Annotated in this window: 22 protein-coding genes, 5 tRNA genes and 1 pseudogene; 10 read left to right on the forward strand and 18 right to left on the reverse strand. The window is 62.4% G+C overall.

Going from position 1 to position 24,484, the window contains the following annotated elements; genetic code table 11:
• Positions 1 to 74: 74 nt before the first annotated feature.
• On the forward strand, positions 75 to 617 hold the full coding sequence (locus tag LOY37_RS19365) for a DUF2062 domain-containing protein (protein ID WP_045195193.1): 543 nt from the start codon (positions 75 to 77) through the stop codon (positions 615 to 617).
• Here LOY37_RS19365 and LOY37_RS19370 read toward each other — a convergent pair.
• The 3 genes from LOY37_RS19370 to LOY37_RS19380 all read right to left on the reverse strand — a co-directional run bounded on the left by LOY37_RS19370 (position 585) and on the right by LOY37_RS19380 (position 3,071).
• On the reverse strand, positions 585 to 1,364 hold the full coding sequence (locus LOY37_RS19370) for an ABC transporter permease (RefSeq protein ID WP_045195195.1): 780 nt from the start codon (positions 1,362 to 1,364) through the stop codon (positions 585 to 587). The genes LOY37_RS19365 and LOY37_RS19370 overlap by 33 nt on opposite strands.
• Positions 1,361 to 2,293, reverse strand: a complete 933-nt coding sequence (locus LOY37_RS19375) for an ABC transporter ATP-binding protein (RefSeq protein WP_045195197.1) — start codon at positions 2,291 to 2,293, stop codon at positions 1,361 to 1,363. The genes LOY37_RS19370 and LOY37_RS19375 overlap by 4 nt, the downstream gene beginning before the upstream one ends.
• Before the next feature lie 154 nt (positions 2,294 to 2,447).
• On the reverse strand, positions 2,448 to 3,071 hold the full coding sequence (locus tag LOY37_RS19380; RefSeq protein WP_123567236.1) for a glutathione S-transferase family protein: 624 nt from the start codon (positions 3,069 to 3,071) through the stop codon (positions 2,448 to 2,450).
• Positions 3,072 to 3,254: 183 nt separating this feature from the next.
• Here LOY37_RS19380 and LOY37_RS19385 point away from each other — a divergent pair, with 183 nt between their 5' ends.
• Positions 3,255 to 5,702: an acyl-CoA dehydrogenase gene (locus LOY37_RS19385; protein WP_258715544.1), complete on the forward strand. Its 2,448-nt coding sequence runs from the start codon at positions 3,255 to 3,257 to the stop codon at positions 5,700 to 5,702.
• A gap of 68 nt (positions 5,703 to 5,770) precedes the next feature.
• Positions 5,771 to 6,178 carry a PA2817 family protein gene (locus LOY37_RS19390; RefSeq protein ID WP_045195203.1) on the forward strand — a complete coding sequence of 136 codons (408 nt, stop codon included), beginning with the start codon at positions 5,771 to 5,773 and terminating at the stop codon, positions 6,176 to 6,178.
• A 103-nt stretch (positions 6,179 to 6,281) separates the two neighbouring features.
• On the opposite strand, the gene LOY37_RS19395 is transcribed toward LOY37_RS19390, so the two are convergent.
• The 5 genes from LOY37_RS19395 to LOY37_RS19415 form a co-directional block, all read right to left on the reverse strand.
• Positions 6,282 to 6,357 (reverse strand) — tRNA-Gly (locus tag LOY37_RS19395).
• Positions 6,358 to 6,448: 91 nt separating this feature from the next.
• Positions 6,449 to 6,524: transfer RNA gene (locus LOY37_RS19400), tRNA-Gly, on the reverse strand.
• A gap of 5 nt (positions 6,525 to 6,529) precedes the next feature.
• Positions 6,530 to 6,605: transfer RNA gene (locus LOY37_RS19405), tRNA-Glu, on the reverse strand.
• Between the two features lie 103 nt (positions 6,606 to 6,708).
• Positions 6,709 to 6,784, reverse strand: a tRNA-Gly gene (locus LOY37_RS19410).
• 2 nt (positions 6,785 to 6,786) lie between these two features.
• A tRNA-Glu gene (locus LOY37_RS19415) sits at positions 6,787 to 6,862 on the reverse strand.
• A gap of 335 nt (positions 6,863 to 7,197) precedes the next feature.
• On the opposite strand from LOY37_RS19415, the gene LOY37_RS19420 reads away from it, so the two are divergent.
• The gene (locus LOY37_RS19420; RefSeq protein WP_045195204.1) at positions 7,198 to 7,965 is read left to right on the forward strand and encodes a hypothetical protein; all 768 of its coding nucleotides are present in this window, start codon (positions 7,198 to 7,200) and stop codon (positions 7,963 to 7,965) included.
• Positions 7,966 to 8,068: 103 nt separating this feature from the next.
• Here LOY37_RS19420 and LOY37_RS19425 read toward each other — a convergent pair whose 3' ends face one another.
• Together LOY37_RS19425 and LOY37_RS19430 are read right to left on the reverse strand one after the other, a co-directional pair.
• Positions 8,069 to 8,551, reverse strand: coding sequence for a GAF domain-containing protein (locus LOY37_RS19425; protein ID WP_093380555.1), 483 nt, complete (start codon positions 8,549 to 8,551; stop codon positions 8,069 to 8,071).
• A complete protein-coding gene (locus LOY37_RS19430) occupies positions 8,548 to 9,438 on the reverse strand; it encodes an ATP-binding protein (protein ID WP_045195206.1) in 891 nt (296 codons plus the stop codon). The genes LOY37_RS19425 and LOY37_RS19430 overlap by 4 nt, the downstream gene beginning before the upstream one ends.
• Before the next feature lie 82 nt (positions 9,439 to 9,520).
• Here LOY37_RS19430 and LOY37_RS19435 point away from each other — a divergent pair, with 82 nt between their 5' ends.
• The gene (locus LOY37_RS19435) at positions 9,521 to 11,881 is read left to right on the forward strand and encodes a response regulator (protein ID WP_258607642.1); all 2,361 of its coding nucleotides are present in this window, start codon (positions 9,521 to 9,523) and stop codon (positions 11,879 to 11,881) included.
• On the opposite strand, the gene LOY37_RS19440 is transcribed toward LOY37_RS19435, so the two are convergent.
• Together LOY37_RS19440 and msrB are read right to left on the reverse strand one after the other, a co-directional pair.
• A complete protein-coding gene (locus LOY37_RS19440) occupies positions 11,874 to 12,359 on the reverse strand; it encodes a glutathione peroxidase (RefSeq protein WP_045195209.1) in 486 nt (161 codons plus the stop codon). The two genes, LOY37_RS19435 and LOY37_RS19440, sit on opposite strands and share 8 nt — an antisense overlap.
• Positions 12,360 to 12,374: 15 nt before the next feature.
• A complete protein-coding gene (gene msrB, locus LOY37_RS19445) occupies positions 12,375 to 12,767 on the reverse strand; it encodes a peptide-methionine (R)-S-oxide reductase MsrB (RefSeq protein ID WP_258717212.1) in 393 nt (130 codons plus the stop codon).
• Positions 12,768 to 12,934: 167 nt separating this feature from the next.
• Here msrB and LOY37_RS19450 point away from each other — a divergent pair, with 167 nt between their 5' ends.
• Together LOY37_RS19450 and htpX are read left to right on the forward strand one after the other, a co-directional pair.
• Positions 12,935 to 14,146: a pyridoxal phosphate-dependent aminotransferase gene (locus LOY37_RS19450; protein ID WP_123567230.1), complete on the forward strand. Its 1,212-nt coding sequence runs from the start codon at positions 12,935 to 12,937 to the stop codon at positions 14,144 to 14,146.
• 225 nt (positions 14,147 to 14,371) lie between these two features.
• Positions 14,372 to 15,259, forward strand: coding sequence for a protease HtpX (gene htpX / locus LOY37_RS19455; protein WP_045195215.1), 888 nt, complete (start codon positions 14,372 to 14,374; stop codon positions 15,257 to 15,259).
• A gap of 47 nt (positions 15,260 to 15,306) precedes the next feature.
• On the opposite strand, the gene LOY37_RS19460 is transcribed toward htpX, so the two are convergent.
• The gene (locus LOY37_RS19460) at positions 15,307 to 15,957 is read right to left on the reverse strand and encodes a thiopurine S-methyltransferase (RefSeq protein ID WP_093380546.1); all 651 of its coding nucleotides are present in this window, start codon (positions 15,955 to 15,957) and stop codon (positions 15,307 to 15,309) included.
• Between the two features lie 104 nt (positions 15,958 to 16,061).
• Here LOY37_RS19460 and LOY37_RS19465 point away from each other — a divergent pair, with 104 nt between their 5' ends.
• A complete protein-coding gene (locus LOY37_RS19465) occupies positions 16,062 to 16,829 on the forward strand; it encodes a class III extradiol ring-cleavage dioxygenase (RefSeq protein ID WP_093380543.1) in 768 nt (255 codons plus the stop codon).
• A gap of 104 nt (positions 16,830 to 16,933) precedes the next feature.
• Here LOY37_RS19465 and LOY37_RS19470 read toward each other — a convergent pair.
• A pseudogene (locus tag LOY37_RS19470) lies at positions 16,934 to 18,629 on the reverse strand (DEAD/DEAH box helicase).
• A gap of 321 nt (positions 18,630 to 18,950) precedes the next feature.
• Positions 18,951 to 19,706 carry a spermidine synthase gene (locus LOY37_RS19475; protein ID WP_045195222.1) on the reverse strand — a complete coding sequence of 252 codons (756 nt, stop codon included), beginning with the start codon at positions 19,704 to 19,706 and terminating at the stop codon, positions 18,951 to 18,953.
• 130 nt (positions 19,707 to 19,836) lie between these two features.
• On the opposite strand from LOY37_RS19475, the gene LOY37_RS19480 reads away from it, so the two are divergent.
• Complete coding sequence (locus tag LOY37_RS19480; protein WP_045195224.1) at positions 19,837 to 21,183, forward strand: class II 3-deoxy-7-phosphoheptulonate synthase; 1,347 nt, start codon at positions 19,837 to 19,839, stop codon at positions 21,181 to 21,183.
• Here LOY37_RS19480 and LOY37_RS19485 read toward each other — a convergent pair.
• Together LOY37_RS19485 and LOY37_RS19490 are read right to left on the reverse strand one after the other, a co-directional pair.
• Complete coding sequence (locus LOY37_RS19485) at positions 21,164 to 22,405, reverse strand: winged helix-turn-helix domain-containing protein (protein WP_258715545.1); 1,242 nt, start codon at positions 22,403 to 22,405, stop codon at positions 21,164 to 21,166. The two genes, LOY37_RS19480 and LOY37_RS19485, sit on opposite strands and share 20 nt — an antisense overlap.
• Positions 22,406 to 22,463: 58 nt before the next feature.
• A complete protein-coding gene (locus LOY37_RS19490) occupies positions 22,464 to 22,694 on the reverse strand; it encodes a DUF1127 domain-containing protein (protein ID WP_309475534.1) in 231 nt (76 codons plus the stop codon).
• A gap of 97 nt (positions 22,695 to 22,791) precedes the next feature.
• On the opposite strand from LOY37_RS19490, the gene LOY37_RS19495 reads away from it, so the two are divergent.
• Positions 22,792 to 23,646 carry a LysR family transcriptional regulator gene (locus LOY37_RS19495; protein ID WP_093380535.1) on the forward strand — a complete coding sequence of 285 codons (855 nt, stop codon included), beginning with the start codon at positions 22,792 to 22,794 and terminating at the stop codon, positions 23,644 to 23,646.
• Here LOY37_RS19495 and LOY37_RS19500 read toward each other — a convergent pair.
• Entirely contained in the window at positions 23,636 to 24,385 is a 750-nt protein-coding gene (locus tag LOY37_RS19500) for a sulfite exporter TauE/SafE family protein (protein ID WP_093380533.1), read from the reverse strand. The two genes, LOY37_RS19495 and LOY37_RS19500, sit on opposite strands and share 11 nt — an antisense overlap.
• Between the last annotated feature and the right edge of the window lie 99 nt (positions 24,386 to 24,484).

Consider the following 24,484-nt stretch of genomic DNA (forward strand, 5'->3'; position numbering starts at 1 on the left):
ATTGTCACAAAGTCTGAATAAGGCACTTTTAGAATCCGTGCATACTGGCACCCTTCAGATTGCCGAGACCCCACATGCCGCGTCGTCTCTTCAAACGCTACATGCCCGATCCGACCAGCATCAGGGAACACAAATCCTTACGCTTTCTCGGCCGGCTGTTGCACGACCCCAACCTCTGGCACCTCAACCGGCATTCGGTTGCGCGCGCCATGGCTGTCGGCCTGTTCGCCGCTTTCATTCCGATTCCGATGCAAATGCTGCTGGCCGCAAGCCTGGCGATCATGGTCCGCGGCAACATGCCGATCGCGGTCAGCCTGGTGTGGCTGACCAACCCGATCACCATGCCGCCGGTGTTCTTCTGCACCTACCAGATGGGCGCCTGGCTGATGCAGATCCCACCACGCACCCTGCCTGAAGAACTGACCTTCGAGTGGATCACCGACCAGCTGTCGACCCTGTGGCAGCCGTTCCTGCTCGGCTCAGTGGTGTGTGGCGTGCTGCTCGGCGCCCTCGCCTACTGCCTGACCATGCTCTACTGGCGCTGGTGGGTCGGCAGGCAGTGGCGCCGGCGCAAGGTCAAACAATCAGGTGCGCATTCCTCGCCCACTGACCAGTAACCGCGCGCAGCCGATATACAGCACTGCCGTGGCGACCAGCATGAAGCTGATGGCGACGCCAATGCGGATGTCCGACACGCCGAGAATGCCGTAGCGGAACGAGTTGACCATGTGCAATACCGGGTTGGCCATCGACACGGTCTGCCAGAACGGCGGCAACAGGGTAATCGAGTAGAACACCCCGCCCAGGTAGGTCAGCGGCGTCAACACGAAGGTCGGGATGATCGAGATGTCATCGAAGTTGCGGGCGAACACGGCGTTGATGAAGCCCAGCAGCGAGAAGATTGTCGCCGTCAGCAGCACCACGACAATGGTCACGCCCAGGTGATGAACCTGCAGGTCGGTGAAGAACAGCGACAGCAAGGTGACGATCACCCCTACCGCCAGGCCGCGCAACACGCCGCCCAGGGTGTAGCCGACGAGGATGGTATGCGGCGACACCGGCGACACCATCAACTCCTCGATCGAGCGCTGGAACTTGCTGCCGAAGAAGCTCGAGACCACGTTGCCGTAGGAGTTGGTGATCACCGACATCATGATCAGCCCCGGGACGATGTACTCCATGTAGGTGAAGCCGCCCATGTCGCCGATCTGCCGGCCGATCAGGTTACCGAAAATCACGAAGTACAAAACCATGGTGATCGCCGGGGGCAGCAGGGTCTGCGGCCAGATCCGGGTAAAACGGCGTACTTCGCGGTAGACGATGGTATTGAGGGCGACCAGGTTGGCGCTCAGTTCCGAACTCATACCGCCACCTTTGCCAGGTTTTTCTCAACCAGGGACACGAACAGCTCCTCGAGACGATTGGTCTTGTTGCGCAGGCTCTGCACCTCGATGTTCTGCAGCGCCAGCTGGCCGAACAGCGCAGTAATGCCCACTTCCTTGTCAACTTGCACTTCCAGGGTGTGCGGGGTGATCAAGCGGCACGGATAGCCGACCAGGTTTGGCGCCTGGGGCAGGTCCTGCTTGAGGTCGAGCAGGAAGGTCTCGACATGCAGCTTGCTCAGCAACGCGCGCATGCTGGTGTTCTCGACGATGGTGCCGTGGTCGATGATGCCGATGTGACGGCACAACTGCTCAGCCTCTTCCAGGTAATGGGTGGTGAGGATGATGGTGATGCCTTTCTGGTTGAGCTCGGTCAAAAAGCTCCACATCGACCGGCGCAGCTCGATATCCACACCCGCGGTCGGCTCGTCGAGGATCAGCAGGCGCGGCTCGTGGATCAGCGCGCGGGCGATCATCAGGCGGCGTTTCATGCCGCCCGACAGCGAGCGCGACGGCACATCGCGCTTGTCCCACAGGCCCAACTGGGTCAGGTACTGCTCGGCCCGCTCCTTGGCGACCTTGGCCGGGATACCGTAGTAACCGGCCTGGGTGACGACAATGTCGAAGGTCTTTTCAAACTGGTTGAAGTTGAACTCCTGCGGCACCACGCCGATGCAGCGCTTGAGCGCGGCGGGCTGGCGATCGAGGTCGTGGCCAAAGATGTTGACGCTGCCGCTGGTCTTGTTGACCAGGGTCGAGAGGATGCCGATGGTGGTGGATTTGCCGGCGCCGTTGGGGCCGAGCAAGGCAAAGAAGTCACCTTCGGCGACATCCAGGTCAATGCCCTTGAGGGCCTGGAAACCGTTGCCGTAGGTTTTGGTTAGCTGCCTTATGGACAGAGCAGAACTCATAGCGGGTCGCGTACCAGTGTGGAAGGTTCTAGACGCGGCCGGACGAGGCCAGCCGCAGTGAATAGGAGCATGGTGCTTGTGCAGACCAGACAAGTACAGTCATGTGTATCGATATTAACTATCAGCTTGACCGCACTTTCCCGGTAACCGTCAATCAGGTCAGCGCCGTCATCACCGCCGCCTGATAGGCCGGACGCTCTTGCAGGCGCTCATACCAGGCGCGCAGGTGGCGCATCTCGGGGCGCTCGATGGGCATCTCGAACCAGGCGTAGGCAAAGCAGCCCAGGGGGATATCGCCCATGCCCAGCTTGTCGCCAGACAAATACGGCTGGTGCGCCAGGGCCTGGTCGGCAATCGACAGCAACTGCGCGCAGGTCTTGTGTGCGGCATTGATTGCCACCCAGTCCTGCTGATCGGCAGGCGTGCGCAGGATGCCCCAGAACAACGGCCGGAACGGCGTGGCCAGGGAGGAAGTAACCCAGTCCATCCACTTGTCGGCCTCGGCACGCTTGCGTGCGTCCTGCTCATACCAGCCCGACTCGCAGCCGTACTGCGCCGACAGGTAGCGCACAATGGCATTGGACTCCCACAGCACCAGGCCGTCGTCCTCGATCATCGGCACCAGGCCGTTGGGGTTCAGCGCCCGGTACTGCGGCTCGTTGACCAGGCCGAAGGCGCCACCGGCATCGATCGACTCATACTCCAGACCAAGCTCTGCGGCGCACCACAGTGCTTTCCTGACATTCGACGAATTCTTCCTGCCCCAGATCTTGAGCATGTCGTTTCCCTGATGATTTGGCTGGTCGCCCAGTCTACTCCAGGCGCTCGCGCTGGCAATCGTTTGGCGTGCAGGCGAACTCCTGAGGTCATGTCCTGTCACTGTTCAGACAAGCCGTTTAACCGATGCGGTCTAAGCTTCGATGGATGGCGAAATGCCCCGATGTTTCACGGAGGAATTCCTATGTTGCTGTTGTGGTTAGTGGTCCTGGTGATCGGCGTGGCCTACCTGGCCCACCGTCGCATCGCCGCCTTGCCGGCGTTGGGCATCGTTGCCCTGTACCTGCTGGCGATGGGCATTTTCAGCCACGCCCCAGGCTGGCTACTGACGATTTTCTGGCTGCTGCTGGCCGCCGTCGCCGCGCCCCTGCTGCTCCCCGACCTGCGCCGCAAAGTGCTCACCGCGCCCTTGTTCAGCTGGTTCCAGCGCACCTTGCCGCCAATGTCGCAAACCGAACGCGAAGCCATCGACGCCGGCACCGTGTGGTGGGACGGCGAGCTGTTTAGCGGCCGCCCGGACTGGAACACCCTGCTCGGCTACTCCAAGGCCGAACTCACTGAAGAAGAACAAGCCTTTATCGACGGCCCCACCGAAGAACTCTGCGCCATGGTCAGCGACTGGCAAATTGGCCAGGACCTGGATTTGCCCCCCGCGGCCTGGGAGCACATCAAGAGCCACGGCTTCTTCGCCCTGATCATTCCCAAGGAGTACGGCGGCAAGGGCTTTTCGGCCTACGCCCACTCGCAGGTGGCAATGAAGCTGGCGACCCGCAGCGGCGACCTTGCTTCCACCGTGATGGTGCCCAACTCCCTCGGCCCGGCCGAACTGCTGCTGCACTACGGCACCGACGAGCAGCGCAATCACTACCTGCCGCGCCTGGCCCGCGGCGACGAAATCCCCTGCTTCGCCCTCACCGGTCCGCTGGCCGGCTCCGATGCTGGCGCCATGCCCGACACCGGGATCATCTGCAAAGGCCAGTGGCAAGGCGAGGAAGTCATCGGCCTGCGCCTGAATTGGGAAAAGCGCTACATCACCCTCGGACCGGTCGCTACCCTGCTCGGCCTTGCCTTCAAGGCCTACGACCCCGAACACCTGCTGGGCGATAAAGAAGAACTGGGCATTAGTCTCGCGCTGATTCCCACCGACACCCCCGGCGTCGAAATCGGCAAGCGTCACCTGCCCCTGGGCGCGGCGTTCATGAACGGCCCCAACAGCGGAAAAGATGTGTTCGTGCCGCTGGAGTTTCTCATCGGCGGCCAGGACATGCTCGGCAAGGGCTGGATGATGCTGATGAACTGCCTGTCGGTGGGCCGCTCGATTTCCTTGCCAGCCGTGGGCACTGGTGCAGCCAAGTACACCAGCCTGGTGACCGGCCAGTACGCGCAGATTCGTGAGCAGTTCAACGTGCCGCTGGCGGCCTTCGAAGGTATCCAGGAATCCCTCGCGCGCATTGGCGGCAACGCCTTCCTGATGGACAGTGCGCGACTGCTCACCGCCAAGGCCGTGGACCTGGGCGAAAAACCCTCGGTGCTGTCGGCGATTCTCAAGTACCACCTCACCGAGCGCGGGCGCGAATGCATCCAGCACGCCATGGACGTGCACGGCGGCAAGGGCATCATCATGGGCCCGAACAACTACCTGGGACGCAACTGGCAAGGCGCGCCGATCTTCATCACCGTCGAGGGCGCCAACATCCTCTCGCGCAACCTGATGATCTTCGGCCAGGGGGCGATTCGCTGCCATCCGTTCGTACTCAAGGAAATGGCCCTGGCCGGTCGCGAAGACCACGACCAGGCGCTCAAGGAGTTCGATCACCTGCTGATGCAGCATATTGGATTTGCCGTCGGTAACGCCGCCAGTACCTTGGTGCTCGGCCTGGGCCTGGGCCATTTCGAGAAAGTCCCGGGCGACGCGTTAAGCCAAGGTTACTTCCGCGCCCTCAATCGCCAAGCGGCGGCGTTCGCCTTGCTCGCCGACTTGTGCATGATGCTCCTGGGTGGCGAGCTCAAGCGTCGCGAGCGTTTGTCGGCGCGCCTGGGCGATGTGCTCAGTCATTTGTACCTGGGCTCGGCGGCGCTCAAGCGTTACCACGACCTGAATTCGCCCGAGTACCTGCAACCGCTGCTGCGTTGGGCCCTGGAGGAGAGCCTTGGCCAAGCCGAAAAAGCCCTGGACCGCTTGCTCGACAACTTCCCCAACCGCTTGCTCGGTTGCGCCCTGCGCCTGGTGGTGTTCCCCTTCGGCCGCCGGCATACCGGGCCAAGCGACGAACTGGACGCGGAGATTGCCGAACTGATCGGCCGCGCCAAGGGTGACCCGGCGCTGGAGGGGCTGCTTGCCGGTTGTTATCGGCCGCAAGCGGACGGCGACCCGGTTGCCGCCCTGCAACAGGCCTGCGATTTACTCAGCGCCGGCGCGCCGCTGCGTAAAAAACTGCACCAGGCCGTCAAGAGTGGCCAGGTTGCCCCTGCGCCAGGCGAGTCGATTATCGACGCGGCGCTGCACGCTGGCGTGCTGCAAGCCAGTGAGGCGCAAAGCCTGCATGCCGCTGAGTCGGCACGCCGGCGGGTGATCGATGTCGATGCCTTCGACAAGGAGCAACTGCTACCGGCCGACGGCAAGATTCGCTAAGGGCCGGGACATCGGGCGCCGGGAGCCGTATACTCCCGCGCCCGTTTTTGCTCAAGAGGACTGCCTGCATGGCTACCGATCGCCTGGAATACCATCTCGCCCTGCTCACCCACCTGCGCACCATCCTGGTTGCCCTGGGCGAAGCCGAGCAGGTGCCGGAAGAAAGCCACGCGTTGTTTCTGGAGCGCTTCGACGATCTGATGCTGCAACTGCCCGTCGACCCGGAAAGCACCTATCTTGGCCAGGACCTGATGTGCCAGGTCATCCAGCGTTATCCACAGGTCGCGCACCTGGTACCGCGCGACCTGCTGTGGTTCTTTGGCGGCGACTGCCTGCACTTCATGCCGGAGAACGAACTGGACATGTACCAGGAACTGGAAGAGCGCCGCTTCGAGGCCGAGCAGAATGATGAACCCTTCGACTGGAACCAGGAAAAACAGCTGCTGAGCATGTCGGACGACGACAGCAAGCATTAAGCGATGAAGCTGCGCAGGGCTGACAACAGCCCTGCCGCACGCAGACAGCGGATAAAATCGAGACGAAAAAAAACGCCGTTCAAACGAACGGCGTTTCTTTATTTGGAGCGGGAAACGAGACTCGAACTCGCGACCCCGACCTTGGCAAGGTCGTGCTCTACCAACTGAGCTATTCCCGCAAATTTGTAGCGACCGGCCGGACCGGCAAGAACAAGCACTGACGCCCTTGTTCCATCACTACAGCGTTATCAAACGCTGGAGCACCATATTTGGAGCGGGAAACGAGACTCGAACTCGCGACCCCGACCTTGGCAAGGTCGTGCTCTACCAACTGAGCTATTCCCGCAAAAATGGCGTCCCCTAGGGGACTCGAACCCCTGTTACCGCCGTGAAAGGGCGGTGTCCTAGGCCACTAGACGAAGGGGACGACGCCCGAAACATGCAATGCATGCCTCAGTTACCAACTCAAACCATGAAGATCTGACGCTGGGTTTTTACAAGCCTTGCCGTTAAGCAAAGCCATTGTAAACTGGAGCGGGAAACGAGACTCGAACTCGCGACCCCGACCTTGGCAAGGTCGTGCTCTACCAACTGAGCTATTCCCGCATTGGCGTCCCCTAGGGGACTCGAACCCCTGTTACCGCCGTGAAAGGGCGGTGTCCTAGGCCACTAGACGAAGGGGACACGCTACAACATTCACTCCCTGCCGCGTTCCGCTGTGTGCTTTACGCTGCAAGTGGCGCGCATTCTAGGGATGCTTTGATAAGCCGTCAACCCCTCTGTATAAATTTATTTAAATCAATGACTTCCCGGCGCTTTGCAGCCTTGCGCCAGGGCAACGCGCGCCTGAGGCTTGACGATTATTTTCTGACGCCCTACCCGCCTTCGGCCCAGCAGCCACGGCGATCTACCAGCAAAAGGCCATCAATCGCCCCCGGGCAACCGCCAAACAGCTCTATCCGGCTAAAAGCTTAGCCACTACACTCAAACAGTAAATCATCCTGTATGAGGCGTTAACGGTGACACCACTTCTGATCACCCTGCTTATAGTAGCGGGGATCGCGTTATTGATCGTGATCGGCTACCTGAACAACGTGGTCGAGAACAACAAGCTCGAGCGTGCCCGGCTGAAGATCGAGCTGGCCGAACGTTTGCGCCGTTGTGGCGAAATCACCGAAACCTTTCCTGGCCAGTTGATGACCCCGGCCCTCAAGTTGCTGTTGACCCGCCTGGAACTCAACCTCAACCAGCGCCAGTTGGCCCTGGACAAGCACAGCCGTGATATTCGCGCACGGATCGCCGAACTCGAAGGGCTGATTGCCAAAGGTGAAGCACTGCCGGTGAACAACCCGCCGATGCCGATCCAGACCGAAGCCCGGGCCAAGGATGTGCGTTTTTTGCTGGAAGGCATGCACAACCAGATCACCCGCGCCGCCCAGGAAGGCTTCCTGCCGACCAACGAGGCCAAGTACTGGGTCAAGGAAATTCGCCACATCCTGGTGCTGCTGCACATCGAGTTCTTCAACAACCTCGGCCAGCAGGCGCTGCAACAGAACCAGCCGGGGCACGCGCGCCTGGCCTTCGAGCGTGGCGTGCAATACCTGCGCAAGCAGCCTGACCCGGTGATTTACCGCGAACAACTGGAATACATGGAGAAGCTGCTGGCCCGCGCCAATGCCCAGGTGTTGAGCCAGCTGGAACCGGCCGAGGACGAAACCAACGCCCTGACCGAAGGCCTGAAGACCGATACCACCGAAGACTGGAAGAAAAAGGTCATCTACGACTGAGTTCTAATTGACCCAATCGCCGGCAAGGCCGGCTCCCACAAGGTTCGCTACATACAAGACCTGTGAGAGCTGGCCTTGCCAGCGATCGAGTGCAAAGCGCTCGTCAGCAATCGGTCAGTCGCAGGAAAATCCCCGCCAAGCGCTCCAGCCCCGCCTGATCCACTTCACTGAAACGCGCAAGCTTAGGGCTGTCGAGGTCCAGCACGCCAATCAATCGGCCATCCTTTACCAGCGGAATCACCAGCTCGCTGTTCGATGCACTGTCGCAGGCAATGTGCCCGGGAAACGCGTGCACATCTTCCACCCGCTGGGTTTCCCGGCTGGCCGCAGCAGCGCCGCATACACCACGCCCGAACGGGATGCGCACGCAGGCCACCTGCCCCTGGAATGGCCCCAACAGCAGTTGCTCGTTGCGGTTGAGGTAGAAGCCGGCCCAGTTCAGGTCTTCGACCTGGCTGTAGAGAAACGCCGAAAACTGCGCGGCGTTGGCGATGAAGTCACGCTCATCGGCCAGCAGGGCTTCCAGTTGTGCCGCCAGCAGACCGTAGCCTTCGAGGCCGGCGCCGGTAGCGTTGAGGTCGATCATGATTTTTGCTCCAACAGTTTCAGTCCCACCCAGTAACGGGCGAACTGGTAGGCACAACGGCCGTTACGGTTGCCGCGACCGGTTGCCCAGCGCACGGCGAGAATGTCCAGTTCCTCGTCGCGGCGCCAGGCCAGGCCAGCACTCTGCGCCAGCTGGGTGATCCAGTGCTCGACCACGTTGAGGAAATGCTCCTGGGTGAAGGGGTAGAACGACAGCCACAGGCCGAAGCGGTCAGACAGGGCAATTTTGTCCTCCACCGCTTCGTTGGGATGCAGCTCGCCGTCAACCATCTTCCAGTTTTCGTTGTCGCTCTGTTTTTCCGGCACCAGGTGGCGGCGGTTCGAGGTGGCATACAGCAGCACGTTATCCGGCGCCTGTTCGAGCGAGCCATCGAGTACGCTCTTGAGCACCCGGTAGTCGCCCTCCCCGGCTTCGAACGAGAGGTCATCGCAAAACAACACGAAGCGTTGCGGCAGTTTCTGCAGTTGCTCGACCACCCGCGGCAGGTCGGCCAGGTGATCGCGCTCGATTTCGATCAGGCGCAGGCCGGCTTCGGCATGCTCGGCCAGCAGTGCGCGCACCAGCGACGACTTGCCGGTACCGCGCGAGCCCCACAGCAGTGCGTGGTTGGCCGGCATGCCATCGAGAAACTGGCGGGTGTTGCGCCCCAGTTGCTCGCGCTGCTGGTCGACGCCGATCAGGTCGGACAGGCGCATGTCGAGGCTGACCTGCAGCGGCAGCAGGTAGCCGCTACGGCCATCGCGCTGCCAGCGCGCAGCCAGGCATTGCGACCAGTCGATGCTCGGGCGTGGCGCCGGCAACAGGGGCTCAAGGCGCGCAAGTACGGTTTCGGCGCGCTCCAGAAAAGCATTCAAACGTGAGTCCACAAGAATTCCTCAAGACAGATGCAAGGACAAAAGCACAGCTGAATGTGTGACAGGGCGTGCCAGCAGCCGGGACTGATCGGCTATGCTTGCGCAGCGCACGGAACGTGAAACTGGCTCGGGACTCATGGATATCAAGTTCACCAATCGCCTGTCCTACAAGCAAGCCCGGCTGACGGTCCTGGTCGGCTTCATCCTGGGTACATTGCTCAGTCTCATCCAGATCGGTATCGATTATGCCAGTGAAGACGCCTCCATCAACCGCGAGATGCAGGCGCTGCTGCAAATCAGCCATAACCCGGCTTCGCGCATCGCCTATAACATCGATGCCGAACTGGCCCAGGAACTGACCCGCGGCCTGCTGCAATCGCCGGCGATCACCCGCGCCTGGCTGATCGACAACAACGACACCGTCCTCGCCGATGTTCAGCGCCCACGCCAGGAAAGCAGCTACCGGCTGATCAGCGATTTCCTCTTCGGCGAATCGCGCCAGTTTCGCGACCAGCTGTTTCTCAGCCATATGCCCGACGAATACCTCGGCACCCTGTACCTGGACGTCGATACCTTTGCCTTTGGCAGCCGCTTTCTCAAGCGCGCCGAAGTCACCCTGCTCAATGGCTTTGTGCGCAGCCTGGTCCTGACCGGGATTCTTCTCGGCCTGTTCTACATCATGCTGACCCAGCCGCTGGTGCGGGTGATCAGCGCCCTGAGCAACAGTGATTCGCGCAACCCGGCGCAGTCCAAACTGTCGTTTCCACCCGGCCACGAGCAGGACGAAATCGGCGTGCTGGTCAAGGTCGCCAACCAGCAGTTCGTCAGCATGGCCACCGAGATCCAGCAGCGGCGCAACGCCGAAAACCGCCTGACCGACTACCTCAACGAGCTGGAGAACATCGTCTCGGCGCGCACCAACGAGCTCAAGGCCAGCAACACTCGCCTCAGCCAGTCCAACGAAGAACTCGAAGACGCCCGGCGCCGCGCCCTGGACATGGCCCAGGCACGCGCGGCCTTTCTGGCCAACATGAGCCACGAGATTCGCACCCCGCTCAATGGCCTGCTGGGGATGATCGCGCTGTCACTGGACAGCCCGCTCAATGCCGAGCAGCGCCAGCAGCTGTCGATTGCCCACGACTCGGGCAAGGTTCTGGTCGAGCTGCTCAACGATATTCTCGACCTGTCCAAGTTCGATGCCGGGCAACTGGAGCTTGAACGCATTCCCTTCGACCTCGGCGCGCTGGTCGAAGACACCGCCAACCTGCTGTCGCAGAACGCCGCGCCCAGTGTCGAGCTGACCTGCCTGATCGACCCGCAGTTTCCCTCGATGGTGCTCGGCGACCCGACACGGGTACGGCAGATTGTCAGCAACCTGCTGTCCAACGCCTTGAAGTTCACTCGCTTTGGCCGTGTCGATGTGCGCCTTTGCAGCTACGCCGGCGGCGTTCGCCTGGATGTCTGCGACACCGGCATCGGCATCCCCAGCGAAGCCCAGGTACGGATCTTTCAGCCCTTCACCCAGGCCGGCGCCGGTATCACCCGCCAATACGGCGGTACCGGCCTGGGCCTGGCGCTGACCAATAACCTCTGCGAAGCCATGCAAGGGCGCCTGAGCATCAGTTCCGAAGCCGGCTTCGGCAGCCAGTTCAGCGCCGAGTTGCCATTGCCCAGCCATACCGCGGCGGTGCCCGCGCAACCTTTGCACGGCAGCGTTGCGGCCATCAGCAATGCCAGCAGCGGCCTGGCCGAACTGCTGCAGACACTGCTGCCCGGCTGGGGCCTGGACTACCAGCGCTACGACACGCCAGAGCAACTCAAGGACGCGACCCCGGACCTGCTGATCACCGACGACCTGGATTGCCTGTTCAGTTTGCGTCCGCAGGTCAGTGCGCCAATCCTGCTGGTTACCGCCTATGGCAATTTCCTGCCCGGCGAACAGGCCGCGCACCTGGCGCCCTTGCAGCAGCAGGCCCGACCGCTGGCCCGCAACGCCCTGTATCAGACACTGCGGCGCACCCTGCACGGCGCCGACCACATCAACCAGTCACCGCTTGGCGGCGCCTCGCACAGCGAACGCCGTGCACGCATCCTGCTGGTCGAGGACAACCCGGTGAACCAGTTGGTGGCCAAGGGTATGCTGGCCAAGCTCGGCTGTGAGGTCAGCGTCGCCGCCCATGGCGCCGACGCCCTCGAACAGCTGGAGCAGTCACCCTTCGACCTGGTGCTGATGGACTGCAACATGCCGGTGATGGACGGCTATGAAGCCAGTCGGCGGATCCGCCAGAGCGGGCGCTGGCCAGACCTGCCGATCGTCGCCCTGACCGCCAACGCCATGCCCGAAGAGCGCGAGCGCTGCCGGGCTGCGGGGATGAGCGACTACCTGGCCAAGCCGTTTCGCCGCGAGGAATTGCTGGCGCTGATCGATCACTGGGTGCCGTTGACGGCTACCTGAGCAGTTTCTCGATCGAACCGGCCAAGGCGTCCGGCTTGGTGCTCGGAGCATAGCGGGTGACCTTGCCGGTGGCCGGGTCGAGCAGGAACTTGGTGAAGTTCCACTTGATGCCTTCGGAGCCGAACAGCCCCGGGGCGCGCTTTTTCAGCTCGATAAACAGCGGATGGGCTCCGGCGCCGTTGACTTCGATTTTGCGAAACAACGGGAAGCTGACCCCAAACTTGAGCTCGCAGAACTGCGCAATCTCGCTCGCATCGCCCGGCTCCTGCTTGCCGAACTGGTTGCAGGGAAAGCCCAGCACCACCAGCCCCTGCTCGCGGTAACGTTGCCAGAGCTGCTCCAGGCCCTTGTATTGCGGGGTAAATCCGCACTGGCTGGCGGTGTTGACCACCAGTACTGCCTTGGCCGGGTAATCGGCCAGGGCTTTTTGCTCACCGGTCAGGGTAATGCAGGGAATCTTCAGCATTGCGTCGGCCATGACCTTGCTCCTTTGTCAGCGTGGCACCAGGTCCAGGCAGACCGAGTTGATGCAGTAGCGTAGCCCGGTCGGCGGCGGACCGTCGGGAAATACGTGGCCCAGGTGGGCGTCGCACTTGGCGCAGGTGACTTCGGTACGAATCATGCCGTGGGAGGTATCGCGAATCTCGATCATCGCGCTGTCGGCAATCGGCGCATAGAAGCTAGGCCAGCCGCACCCGGAATCAAATTTGCTGCTCGAATCGAACAGCGGCTCGTTGCAGCAGATGCAATGGTAGACGCCGTCGGTCTTGGTGCCGTTGTATTTGCCGCTGAACGGCCGCTCGGTGCCCTTCAGGCGGCACACGTTGTACTGCTCGGGGTCGAGCATGGCGCGCCATTCTTCAAGGGTTTTCGCGAGTTTTTCCATCATCAGGCCTCATCTGTCCAAAAACCCCGCGCCATGGCTTTTCCACAGGGCGGGCGGCACGTATATTATTGCGCCTCATCAGACATCAGTCTGGCACCCGCGTCATACGCATTTCAAACGTTTTCACAGCGCAATGCGCGGCGATCTTTTCTAATCGGGATCACATCATGCAGGTCAGCAAATCGAACAAGCTCGCCAATGTCTGCTATGACATTCGCGGCCCGGTGCTCAAGCACGCCAAACGCCTGGAAGAGGAAGGCCATCGCATCCTCAAGCTGAACATCGGCAACCCGGCGCCCTTTGGTTTCGAGGCGCCGGACGAGATCCTCCAGGATGTGATTCGCAACCTGCCAACCGCCCAGGGTTACAGCGACTCCAAGGGCCTGTTCAGCGCGCGCAAGGCGGTGATGCAGTACTACCAGCAAAAACAGGTCGAAGGTGTCGGTATCGAAGACATCTACCTGGGCAACGGCGTCTCCGAGCTGATCGTGATGTCGATGCAGGCGCTGCTCAACAATGGCGACGAAGTGCTGATTCCGGCCCCGGACTACCCGCTGTGGACCGCCGCCGTCAGCCTGGCTGGCGGTAACCCGGTGCACTACCTGTGCGACGAGCAGGCCGACTGGTTCCCGGACCTGGACGACATCAAGGCCAAGATCACCTCCAACACCAAGGCCCTGGTGATCATCAACCCGAACAACCCGACCGGCGCGGTGTACTCGCGCGAACTGCTGCTGGGCATGCTCGAGCTGGCCCGCCAGCACAACCTGGTGGTGTTCTCCGACGAGATCTACGACAAGATCCTCTATGACGAAGCCGTGCACATCAGCACCGCCTCGCTGGCCCCGGACCTGCTCTGCCTTACCTTCAACGGCCTGTCCAAGTCCTACCGGGTGGCGGGCTTCCGCTCCGGCTGGCTGGCCATCTCCGGGCCCAAGCATCACGCCATGAGCTACATCGAAGGCATCGACATGCTGGCCAACATGCGCCTGTGTGCCAACGTGCCGAGCCAGCACGCGATCCAGACCGCCCTGGGCGGCTACCAGAGCATCAACGACCTGGTACTGCCACAAGGCCGCCTGCTCGAGCAGCGCAACCGCACCTGGGAGCTGCTCAACAGCATCCCCGGGGTCAGCTGCGTCAAGCCGATGGGCGCGCTGTATGCGTTCCCGCGCATCGACCCGAAAGTCTGCCCGATCCACAACGACGAGAAGTTCGTCCTCGACCTGCTGCTGTCGGAAAAGCTGCTGATCGTCCAGGGCACGGCCTTCAACTGGCCGTGGCCGGATCACTTCCGCGTCGTGACCCTGCCACGGGTAGACGACCTCGAGCAGGCCATTGGCCGGATCGGAAACTTCCTGAAGACATATCAGCAGTAACCTACTGCGCATATGGAAACGTCTGCGCCGCCCTCGGCGCAGACCTTACAGACCCAGCATTCAGCCCTTACATCACCCGCCGCTCTGGCGTGCGGGTTGCTGGAATTCGTCTGTAATAAAGGCAAGTACACAGTTTGAAATAGTCGCCCGGTTGAATCACTGCAGCGCGCACCTTATATACCCCGCATACGTGACACTTTTATCCGTCAGGAGAACGTAACAACCATGATGCGCATCTTACTGTTTGTGGCCACCAACCTCGCGGTTGTGCTGATTGCCAGCATTACCCTGAGCCTGTTTGGCTTCAACGGGTTCATGGCGGCCAACGGGGTTGACCTCAAACTCGACCAGCTGCTGATTTTCTGCGCGGTGTTCGGTTTTGCCGGCTCGCTGATCTCGCTGTTCATCTCCAAGTGGATGGCGAAGATGAGCACCGGCACCCAGATCATCAGCCAACCGCGCACCCGCCACGAACAATGGCTGCTGCAGACCGTCGAGGAACTGTCCCGCGAAGCCGGCATCAAGATGCCCGAAGTGGGTATCTTTCCGGCCTACGAGGCCAACGCCTTCGCCACCGGCTGGAACCGCAACGACGCCCTGGTAGCGGTCAGCCAGGGCCTGCTCGAGCGCTTCTCGCCCGATGAAGTGCGCGCCGTACTGGCTCACGAGATCGGCCACGTCGCCAACGGCGACATGGTCACCCTTGCCCTGGTGCAAGGCGTGGTCAACACCTTCGTGATGTTCTTTGCCCGCATCATCGGCAACTTCGTCGACAAGGTGATCTTCAAGAACGAAGAAGGCCAGGGTATCGCCTACTACATCGCGACCATCGTCGCCGAACTGGTACTGGGCATCCTGGCCAGCATCATCGTCATGTGGTTCTCGCGCAAACGCGAGTTCCGCGCCGACGAAGCCGGCGCCCGCCTGGCCGGCACCAACGCGATGATCGGCGCCCTGCAGCGCCTGCGCTCGGAACAAGGTGTGCCGGTGCACATGCCCGACACCCTCAACGCCTTCGGCATCAACGGCGGCCTCAAGCAGGGCCTGGCCGGCCTGCTGATGAGCCACCCGCCGCTGGAAGAGCGCATCGAAGCCCTGCGCCGTCGCGGCTGATCGGTAGCAGCAATAAAAAAGGGCGACTTCGGTCGCCCTTTTACATTTCAGCGCTGCAGGCGGTACACCCGCTCAAATAGCATCGGCACCCCGGCCTGAACGAACTTCGGGCTCTCGGCGAGAATATCCCGCGCCTCAAGCTCATGCGGCTGCCAGTCAGCGAACAGTTGCCGCACCTGGGCATCAACCACCGCAAAGGGCGGGCCCGGCAGCAGGGCCTGGTCGTAATCCATGGTGATCAACAGCCCCCGACACCCGGACCCCAGATAGCCACTGAGCAGCGCGGCATAGCGCTGGCGCAACGCAGGCGGCAAGGCAATCACTGCGGCCCGGTCATACAGCGCGGTGCAGTCGGCGATATCCTCGGCGCTCAGGGCGAAGAAATCACCACACCACAGCTGCAGGTTGCCACTGCGATAGGTCTTGAACGCGCCCCGCTGGCCGACTTCGGGCGTCAACCGCTGTTCGTTGAAGAAATCCTCCACCGCCCGCTGGGACAGCTCGATGCCGAGCACCTGATGGCCCTGCCCGGCCAGCCAGGCCAGGTCGAGGCTTTTGCCACACAACGGCACCAGGACCTTGCTGCCGGGCGCCAGGCCCAGGCTGGGCCAGTACTGTTGCAGGTCGCCGTTGACCTGGCGCTGGTGAAAGCCGATCTGGTTGTCTGCCCAACGCTTGTGCCAGAACTCTGCCTGCATGGCATACCTCGAATTATTCGATCAGATTATGCGAAAACTTATATTGGAATCAGATCAATGATCTGCCGGAAGATGGGCCCATCTTAACCGCCAGGACCCTCTCCATGCTGCCCAGCCTGTTTATTTCTCACGGCTCGCCCATGCTCGCCCTCGAGCCCGGTGCCAGCGGCCCGGCCCTGACGCGCCTGGCCGCAGAGCTACCGCGGCCCAAAGCCATCGTGGTGGTCTCGGCGCACTGGGAGAGCCGCGAGCTGTGGGTCAGCAGCCACCCGCAACCAGAAACCTGGCATGACTTCGGTGGCTTTCCTGCCGCCCTGTATGCCGTTCAGTACCCCGCTCCTGGCGAGCCGGCACTGGCCGAGCGCTTGATCGGCCTGTTGGGCGATGCCGGGCTAGCCGCGCGCCTCGACCCCAAGCGCCCGTTTGATCATGGCGTGTGGGTGCCGCTGTCGTTGATGTACCCGGCAGCCGACATCCCCGTAGTACAGGTGTCTCTACCAAGTCAGATGGGCCCGCAGCTGCAGGAGCAGGTGGGCAAGGCGCTGGCGCAATTGCGCGAAGACAACATCCTGCTGATTGGCTCGGGGAGCATTACCCACAACCTGCGCGAGCTCGACTGGCAGGCTGGACCCGAAAGCGTCGAGCCCTGGGCCCTGGCGTTTCGCGACTGGATAATCGACAAGCTGGTAGCCGATGACACCCCCGCCTTGCACGACTACCGCCAGCAGGCGCCGTTTGCCGTGCGCAATCATCCCAGTGATGAGCACCTGTTGCCGCTGTATTTCGCCCGGGGTGCGGGCGGGCGATTCGGGATTGCCCATCAGGGGTTTACGCTGGGGGCGCTGGGGATGGATATTTACCGGTTCGATTGATCCTGTCGCTGGATTGCGACCGATCGCGGGTCAAGCCAACACATCACCTCGTACAGGCAAAAAAAATCCCCGAACCAGTCGGGGATTTTTTTATCGCTCGCGGATCAGTCTTCGCGGTAGCGGCGCAGCTTCAGCTGCTTGCCGGCAACACGAGTGTCCTTGAGCTTGGTCAGCAGACGCTCCAGACCTTCCTCCGGCAGCTCGACCAGGCTGAAGCTGTCGCGCACCTGGATGCGGCCGATCGCTTCGCGGGCCAGGCCGCCTTCGTTGAGGATCGCGCCCAGCAGGTTCTTGGCAGCGATACCGTCACGCGCGCCCAGCGCGGTACGGCAACGCGCACGACCTTCGCCCAGCGGCATGGGTGCACGACGCTCACGCTCGCCACGCTCTGGACGATCGCCAGTGCGCTCACGCGGAGTGTAGGTCGGAACCAGCGGCTGCTCTTTCTCGACCGCTTCAAGGGTCAGGGCCTGACCGTTGGTAGCCTTGCGCAGCAGGGCAGCGGCCAGGGCACGCGGGCTGCAACCGATGTCGGCGGTCAGGCGGTCAAGCAGATCACCGTGGGTCGACTCGGCGTCAGCAACCAGCGGCGCCAGGCTGTTGGTCAGCTTCTTGATGCGGGCATCGAGAACGGCCTGGGCGTTCGGCAGGCGAACTTCAGCAACCTTCTGACCGGTAACACGCTCGATCACCTGCAGCATGCGACGCTCGCGCGGGGTAACCAGCAGCAGCGCACGGCCTTCGCGACCGGCACGGCCGGTACGGCCGATACGGTGAACGTAGGACTCCGGGTCGTACGGCATGTCGACGTTGAACACGTGAGTGATGCGCGGTACGTCCAGACCACGGGCAGCGACGTCGGTAGCGACGACGATGTCCAGGCGGCCATCTTTGAGCGAGTCGATGACGCGCTCACGCTGGTTCTGGGCAATGTCACCGTTCAGCGCAGCGGCTTTGTAGCCTTTGGCTTCGAGGGCGCTGGCCAGGTCCAGGGTGGCTTGCTTGGTACGCACGAAGGCGATCAGCGCGTCGAACTCTTCCACTTCCAGCAAACGCAGGACAGCAGAAACCTTCTGGTCGGCGTGGACCATCAGGTGGGCTTGTTCGATAGCGGTAACGGTCTGGGTCTTGCTCTGGATCTTGACGTGCTTCGGCTCGCGCAGGTGGCGCTCGGCGATGGCACGGATGGATGCAGGCAGGGTGGCCGAGAACAGTACGGTCTGACGGCTTTCCGGCATGGCCTTGAAGATCACTTCGAGGTCATCCATGAAGCCCAGCTTGAGCATTTCGTCGGCTTCGTCGAGCACCAGGTGGTTGACGGTTGCCAGGACTTTCTCGTCGCGACGCAGGTGGTCGCAGAGACGGCCCGGGGTAGCAACGACGATTTGCGCGCCGTTACGGATAGCTTTCAGTTGTGGGCCCATCGGGGCACCACCGTATACGGCCACCACGGTTACGCCCGGCATTTGCTTGGCGTAGGTTTCAAAAGCGGTGGCTACTTGCAGCGCCAACTCACGGGTTGGCGCCAGGATCAGGGCTTGCGGCTCGCGCTTGCTCGGGTCGATGCGGTGCAGGATTGGCAGAGCGAAGGCAGCGGTTTTACCGGTGCCGGTCTGCGCCTGACCGATCATGTCGTGACCAGCGAGAATAATCGGGATCGATTGCTGCTGAATGGCGGACGGCTCTTCGTAGCCGGTAGCCAGCACTGCAGCAACAATGCTCGGATGAAGTTCGAGAGCGGCGAAGCCGCCGGTTTCCTGGGTCATGGGTCTGCCTCTAAGTGCATCCGCAAAGACCCATGCTCCAAAGCTGCACATGCCTTGTAAGACCCGAAGGTCACCCTGGCAGCTTTGTCGGCGGGGATTTGCGAAAACGATTGAAGAAAAAAAGGAACGTCAAGGAGAGTCCGCAGTGCGGACGCGCAGCCGAAGCTGGCTTCGGGGAATTGCACACCTTAAACGAGGTCCGGTGAAAGACCGGCGCGTACTATACCTGAATTCGCCATTCACGGGAGATTTTTTTCATGAAACACGCCAGCGCCAGGCCACGTAACGGCGGGCCCGGAAAGTGGACGACACTGGCGGCTGAATCGATTTTCCGCCAGTGACACAGTGACGCGCCTCAGGACGCCGGGCGAATCGCACCGATCAGCGGTTGCAACGAGTAGCCCAGTTGCGGCGCCAGCGCCTCGGCCCGCGCGGTCAGGCCCGGCAGATCGAGCTGCTGGTCGAGGTCAGCCGGGACCATGAGGATCACATTGCCCTCCTTGACCGGCAATTCCCAGTAATGCCGATGATAAAGGCCGCGCAGCAGCGCCGCACCCAACGGCTTGCCGTCGTCGCTGGCCCACTGGTTGATCACCAGCCAGCCACCAGGGTTCAGGCGTTTCTGGCAGTTTTCCAGAAAACTCCAGGCCAGGTGCGCGACCCCCGGGCCGTGGTCGGTGTAGAGGTCGACGAAGATCAGGTCGGCGGATTCGGCCGTCTCCAGCAGCTCCATGGCATCGCCGATACGAATGTACAGGCGCGGGTCGTCATCCAGGCCCATGTACTCGATGGCCAGGCGCGGTACATCCGGGCGCAACTCGATGGCTTCGACGTCTTCCAGCGGCAGGAACTTCAGGCAGGCCTGGGTCAGGGTGCCGGCACCGAGCCCCAGGAACAACGCGCTCTCGGGCTCGGCGTGAGCCAGCGCGCCGATCAGCATGGCACGGGTGTAGTCGTACTCCAGCCAGCTCGGGTCGGCGGTGAACACGCAACTTTGCTCGATCGCCTCGCCAAATTCGAGAAAGCGATAGTCGTCGACTTCCAGCACGCTGATGGTGCCGTATTGGTCCTGTACCTGGGCCAGCAGTCGCTCTACCCGTTCCACTGTCATGCTGTCTCCCGGCAGACGCCGCCGTATCGCGCAAAAAACCGCCATTGTCTGTCAATAGCGCCAGTGCAACAAGGCATGCGCCACCTGTTAACATGGCAGACAGCCCCTTTCCGACCAGATCGAGCCCGCAATGAACCACCCCTGGAGTCCTGACAGCTGGCGCGCCCTGCCGATCCAGCAGCAACCAAGCTACCCCGATGCCGCCCATCTGCTCAAGGTCGAGCAGACCCTGGCCAGCTATCCGCCGCTGGTGTTCGCCGGTGAAGCGCGGGAGCTGCGCCGCCAGTTTGCCGAAGTCACCCAGGGCCGGGCCTTCCTGCTCCAGGGCGGTGATTGCGCCGAAAGCTTCGCCGAGTTTTCCGCAGCCAAGATTCGCGACACCTTCAAGGTCCTGTTGCAAATGGCCATTGTCATGACCTTCGCCGCCGGCTGCCCGGTGGTCAAGATCGGGCGCATGGCCGGGCAATTCGCCAAGCCGCGCTCGGCGGGCGACGAGACCATTGGCGGCGTCACCCTGCCGGCCTACCGTGGCGACATCGTCAACGGCATCGGTTTCGACGAAAAAAGCCGGATCCCCGACCCGGAGCGCCTGCTGCAGGCCTACCACCAGTCCACCGCCAGCCTCAACCTGTTGCGCGCCTTTGCCCAGGGCGGCTTCGCCGACCTGCATCAGGTGCACAAGTGGAACCTGGACTTCATCGCCAACTCGGCGCTGGCAGAAAAATACAGCCAGCTGGCCGACCGCATCGACGAAACCCTGGCATTCATGCGCGCCTGCGGCCTGGACAGCTCGCCACAGCTGCGGGAAACCAGCTTCTTCACCGCCCACGAAGCGCTGCTGCTGAACTACGAAGAGGCCTTTGTACGCCGCGACAGCCTGACCAACGACTACTATGACTGCTCGGCGCACATGCTCTGGATCGGCGATCGCACCCGTCAGCTCGATGGCGCCCACGTCGAGTTCCTGCGCGGGGTGAACAACCCGATCGGGGTCAAGGTCGGGCCAAGCATGAACACCGAAGAGCTGATCCGCCTGATCGACGTGCTCAACCCCAGCAACGACCCCGGCCGCCTCAACCTGATCGTGCGCATGGGCGCCGACAAGGTCGGCGAACACCTGCCGGCGCTGATTCGCAGCGTCGAGCGCGAAGGCCGCCAGGTGCTGTGGAGTTCCGACCCGATGCACGGCAACACCATCAAGGCCAGCAGCGGCTACAAGACCCGCGATTTCGCCCAGATCCTCAGCGAGGTCAAGCAGTTCTTCCAGGTGCACCAGGCCGAAGGCAGCCATGCCGGTGGTATCCATATCGAGATGACCGGGCAGAACGTCACCGAATGCATCGGCGGCGCACGCCCCATCACCGAAGACGCCCTCTGCGACCGCTACCACACCCATTGCGACCCGCGAATGAATGCCGATCAGTCGCTGGAGCTGGCGTTCCTGATCGCCGAAACCCTCAAGCAAGTGCGTCGCTAACGCGGCCAGCGGCCAGCGCCACGCGCAAGCGTGCGGCGCTGGCTCGCGGGCAGTGCAACTGCACCTCGGCCAGGCCCAGCCAGCTGGCCATGCGCTGCAGGTTGTCGGCCAGGGCCTGCATGCCCGCTTCATCCAGCCCCGGCTGCTCTTCGTGCACCGCGTGGATTGCCAGGCAGTCATTGGCACGCTCGGCGCGCAGGTCGACCCGCGCGGCAATGCGTTCGTTGTGCAAAAACGGCAACACGTAATAGCCGTACACGCGCTTGGGCGCCGGCGTGTAGATCTCCAGGCGGTAACGAAAGTCAAACAGCCGCTCGGTGCGCTCACGCGCCCAGACCAGCGAGTCAAAGGGTGAAAGCAAGGCGCTACTGCTGACCTTGCGCGGCACCTTTGGCGCCTCCAGGCAATACGCCGCTTGCGTCCAGCCCTGTACCGCACAGGCTTGCAATTGCCCCTCCTCGACCAGTTCGGCCAGGCGTGCGCGGCTGTCGCCGGGGGCCAGGCGAAAGTAGTCGCGCAGGTCCTTCTCGGTGGCCACGCCCAGCGCCTGTGCGGCATGCAATAAAAGCCCACGCTGAGCGTCGGCCTCCGGCAGTGGTGGTTGCTCAAGCAATGCAGCCGGCAGTACCCGCTCGGGCAAATCATACAAGCGCTCGAACCCGCGCCTGCCGGCGACATTGACCAACCCTGCGGCAAACAGCCATTCCAGCGCGTGCTTTTCCGCGCTCCAGTCCCACCAGGGCCCGGCGCGCTCCTGGCGGGTCGACAGGCTGCCAGCGCCGAGGGCGCCGTGCTCGGTCACCGCCGCCAGCACCCGGGCAATGGTCGCTTGCTGCTCGCGGCCAAAACGCGCCAGCTGTTGATAGATCCCCTGCCCCTGGCGCGCACGCTCCATGCGCCAGCGCAGCAGTGGATACAGCTGCAGCGGCAACAGCGAGGCCTCATGCCCCCAGTACTCGAAGAGTTTGCGTTGACGGTTGCGCCCCCAGGCCAGCTGATCGAGCAGCGCCTGTGGATAACTGCCGAGGCGGGAAAACAGCGGAAGGTAGTGCGAACGCACCAAGGCATTGACCGAATCGATCTGCACCACACCCAGGCGCTCGATCATCCGGCTAAGTTGCGCGGCACCGAGCGACGGGCTCGCCTGCCGATTGTTGAAGCCTTGAGCCGACAACGCCAGGCGGCGCGCCTGGGCCAGGGTAAGGGACTGTGTGGTGGGCATGCCCGGCTCCTTGTGAACAAGCCCACTTACACTAGTCGTGGCACCTCCATGATGCGACTCATTTTTTCAGCGGATCATCCCAGAACGGGCGCTCCACCTCGCGCAGGAAATCCGCGCGGCTCAGGCCGATATCGTCCAGCGCCGCATCGCTCAGGCGCGCCAGTTCACGGCGCTGGCGATGCAGTTGGCGCCAGCGCAGCAGTTGCTGGGCCGCCCCTTGGGTGAGCTGGTAGATCCAGCTGTGCTGGGACGTTGAGTACTGCAGAACAAGCGATTTCTGACCTTTCATCGTCTTACCCTCCTGTTGGGATGACGACAGTGTCAGCTCGGGCATAAGATCAATCCAACGAATGTTTCTTATGTAATACATCTAGGAGATTGATGCCTTGTCCCAGTACCAGAGTATCGATTCCGACGTACTGCGCACCTTTGTCGCCATCGCCGAACACGGCGGCTTCACCCGTGCCGGCGAAGTGGTCAACCGTACCCAGTCGGCGGTGAGCATGCAGATGAAACGCCTGGAGGAGGACATCATCCAGCGCCAGCTGTTCGAGCGCGATGGCCGCCAGGTGCGCCTGACCGCCGAGGGCCAGGTGCTGCTGGGCTATGCCCGGCGGATCCTCAAGCTGCACGGCGAGGTATTCAATACCCTGCGCATGCCGCACATGGTCGGTGTGGTGCGCATCGGCACCCCGGACGACTACGCCATGCGTTTTCTGCCGGGCATCCTCTCAAGTTTTGCCCAGGCCTATCCGCTGGTGCAGGTCGAGGTGCACTGCGAAAGTTCGCGGCAGCTGATGCAACGCCAGGATCTGGACCTGACCATCGTCACTCGCGAGCCTGGCAACGAAATCGGCCAGTTGCTGCGCCGCGAGCGCGCAGTGTGGGTGCAGGCCCAGGGCTTCTGCCCGCATGAGCACAACCCGCTGCCGCTGGCGATGTTCAACTGCGATTGTTACTGCCGGACCTGGGCCTGCAACGCCCTGGATGCCATCGAGAAGGAGTACCGGATCGCCTACACCAGCGCCAGCACTGCGGCGATCATGGCCGTGGTCAGCGCCGGCCTGGCGGTCACCGCGCAATTGCAGAGCCTGATCACCAGCGACCTGCAGATCATCGGCGAGGCCGAAGGTCTGCCCCCACTGCCCACCGCCAGCATCATGCTGCTGCGCAATCGCACCACGCAGTCGGAAATGACCGACTGCCTGGCCGACTACATCATCGAGGGCTTCAGATCTTGAACGCGAGCATTACCGCGCACAGCACCAGAAAGCCGCAGAACAGCGAACGCAGGACTTTTTCCGGCAGGGCGTGAGCCAGTTTCACACCCCAACTGATGCTCAGCAGGCCACCGACCGCCAGCGGGATGCCCATGCTCCACTGCACGTGTTGATGCAGACCATAAGTCAGCAAAGTAACGGCCGTGCTCGGGGCCGCCAACGCCAGCGACAAACCCTGGGCAACCACCTGGGTGGTGCCGAACACGCTGGTCAGCACTGGCGTTGCCACCACCGCCCCGCCGACCCCGAACAAGCCGCCCAGCACCCCGGCGCCGCTTCCCAGCACACCCAGCCACGGCCAGGGTTGGCGCAGCTCGCTGGACGGTTGCGCCGTGCGCATGAACATCCGCGCCAGGTTCCAGGCCGCCAGCGCCACCAGAAACAGCACGAAGCCAAAACGCATTGCCTGGGCATCGACGCCCACCGCCCAGATCGAACCCAGCCAGGCAAACACAAAACTGCTCGCCGCCAGCGGCAGCGCATGCCTGAGCTCAATGCGATTGCGCTGGTGATACCGCCACAGTGCCAGCAGCACGTTGGGCACCACCATCACCAACGCCGTGCCCTGGGCCAGTTGCTGGTCGAGGCCGAACAGCACCCCCAGCGCCGGAATCGCGATCAGCCCGCCGCCAATGCCGAACAACCCGCCCACGGTACCCAGTGCCGCGCCCAGCGCTATGTACATCACCCACTCGATCATTGCTGTCTCTCTGAAGTGCCAAGCGCTGCATGCTACCGAGCTGGCGCTAGCGGGGAAACGCACAGCAACGCACAATGGCTGTGCCATTTACGCAAAAGC

This window comes from Pseudomonas sp. B21-012 (assembly GCF_024749305.1).
In the GTDB taxonomy this organism is placed as follows: Bacteria; Pseudomonadota; Gammaproteobacteria; order Pseudomonadales; family Pseudomonadaceae; genus Aquipseudomonas.

What these genes read in the sequence shown, in the direction of transcription:
- LOY37_RS19465 (WP_093380543.1), top strand. Translation starts at nt 16,062, where the DNA reads ATGCTGCCCAGCCTGTTTATTTCTCACGGCTCGCCCATGCTCGCCCTC.
- LOY37_RS19485 (WP_258715545.1), bottom strand. Translation starts at nt 22,405, where the DNA reads ATGCCCACCACACAGTCCCTTACCCTGGCCCAGGCGCGCCGCCTGGCG.
- LOY37_RS19450 (WP_123567230.1), top strand. Translation starts at nt 12,935, where the DNA reads ATGCAGGTCAGCAAATCGAACAAGCTCGCCAATGTCTGCTATGACATT.
- LOY37_RS19435 (WP_258607642.1), top strand. Translation starts at nt 9,521, where the DNA reads ATGCTTGCGCAGCGCACGGAACGTGAAACTGGCTCGGGACTCATGGAT.
- LOY37_RS19480 (WP_045195224.1), top strand. Translation starts at nt 19,837, where the DNA reads ATGAACCACCCCTGGAGTCCTGACAGCTGGCGCGCCCTGCCGATCCAG.
- LOY37_RS19375 (WP_045195197.1), bottom strand. Translation starts at nt 2,293, where the DNA reads ATGAGTTCTGCTCTGTCCATAAGGCAGCTAACCAAAACCTACGGCAAC.
- LOY37_RS19370 (WP_045195195.1), bottom strand. Translation starts at nt 1,364, where the DNA reads ATGAGTTCGGAACTGAGCGCCAACCTGGTCGCCCTCAATACCATCGTC.
- LOY37_RS19380 (WP_123567236.1), bottom strand. Translation starts at nt 3,071, where the DNA reads ATGCTCAAGATCTGGGGCAGGAAGAATTCGTCGAATGTCAGGAAAGCA.
- LOY37_RS19385 (WP_258715544.1), top strand. Translation starts at nt 3,255, where the DNA reads ATGTTGCTGTTGTGGTTAGTGGTCCTGGTGATCGGCGTGGCCTACCTG.
- LOY37_RS19425 (WP_093380555.1), bottom strand. Translation starts at nt 8,551, where the DNA reads ATGATCGACCTCAACGCTACCGGCGCCGGCCTCGAAGGCTACGGTCTG.
- LOY37_RS19500 (WP_093380533.1), bottom strand. Translation starts at nt 24,385, where the DNA reads ATGATCGAGTGGGTGATGTACATAGCGCTGGGCGCGGCACTGGGTACC.
- LOY37_RS19365 (WP_045195193.1), top strand. Translation starts at nt 75, where the DNA reads ATGCCGCGTCGTCTCTTCAAACGCTACATGCCCGATCCGACCAGCATC.
- LOY37_RS19460 (WP_093380546.1), bottom strand. Translation starts at nt 15,957, where the DNA reads ATGCAGGCAGAGTTCTGGCACAAGCGTTGGGCAGACAACCAGATCGGC.
- LOY37_RS19490 (WP_309475534.1), bottom strand. Translation starts at nt 22,694, where the DNA reads ATGAAAGGTCAGAAATCGCTTGTTCTGCAGTACTCAACGTCCCAGCAC.
- LOY37_RS19390 (WP_045195203.1), top strand. Translation starts at nt 5,771, where the DNA reads ATGGCTACCGATCGCCTGGAATACCATCTCGCCCTGCTCACCCACCTG.
- LOY37_RS19475 (WP_045195222.1), bottom strand. Translation starts at nt 19,706, where the DNA reads ATGACAGTGGAACGGGTAGAGCGACTGCTGGCCCAGGTACAGGACCAA.
- htpX (WP_045195215.1), top strand. Translation starts at nt 14,372, where the DNA reads ATGATGCGCATCTTACTGTTTGTGGCCACCAACCTCGCGGTTGTGCTG.
- msrB (WP_258717212.1), bottom strand. Translation starts at nt 12,767, where the DNA reads ATGGAAAAACTCGCGAAAACCCTTGAAGAATGGCGCGCCATGCTCGAC.
- LOY37_RS19440 (WP_045195209.1), bottom strand. Translation starts at nt 12,359, where the DNA reads ATGGCCGACGCAATGCTGAAGATTCCCTGCATTACCCTGACCGGTGAG.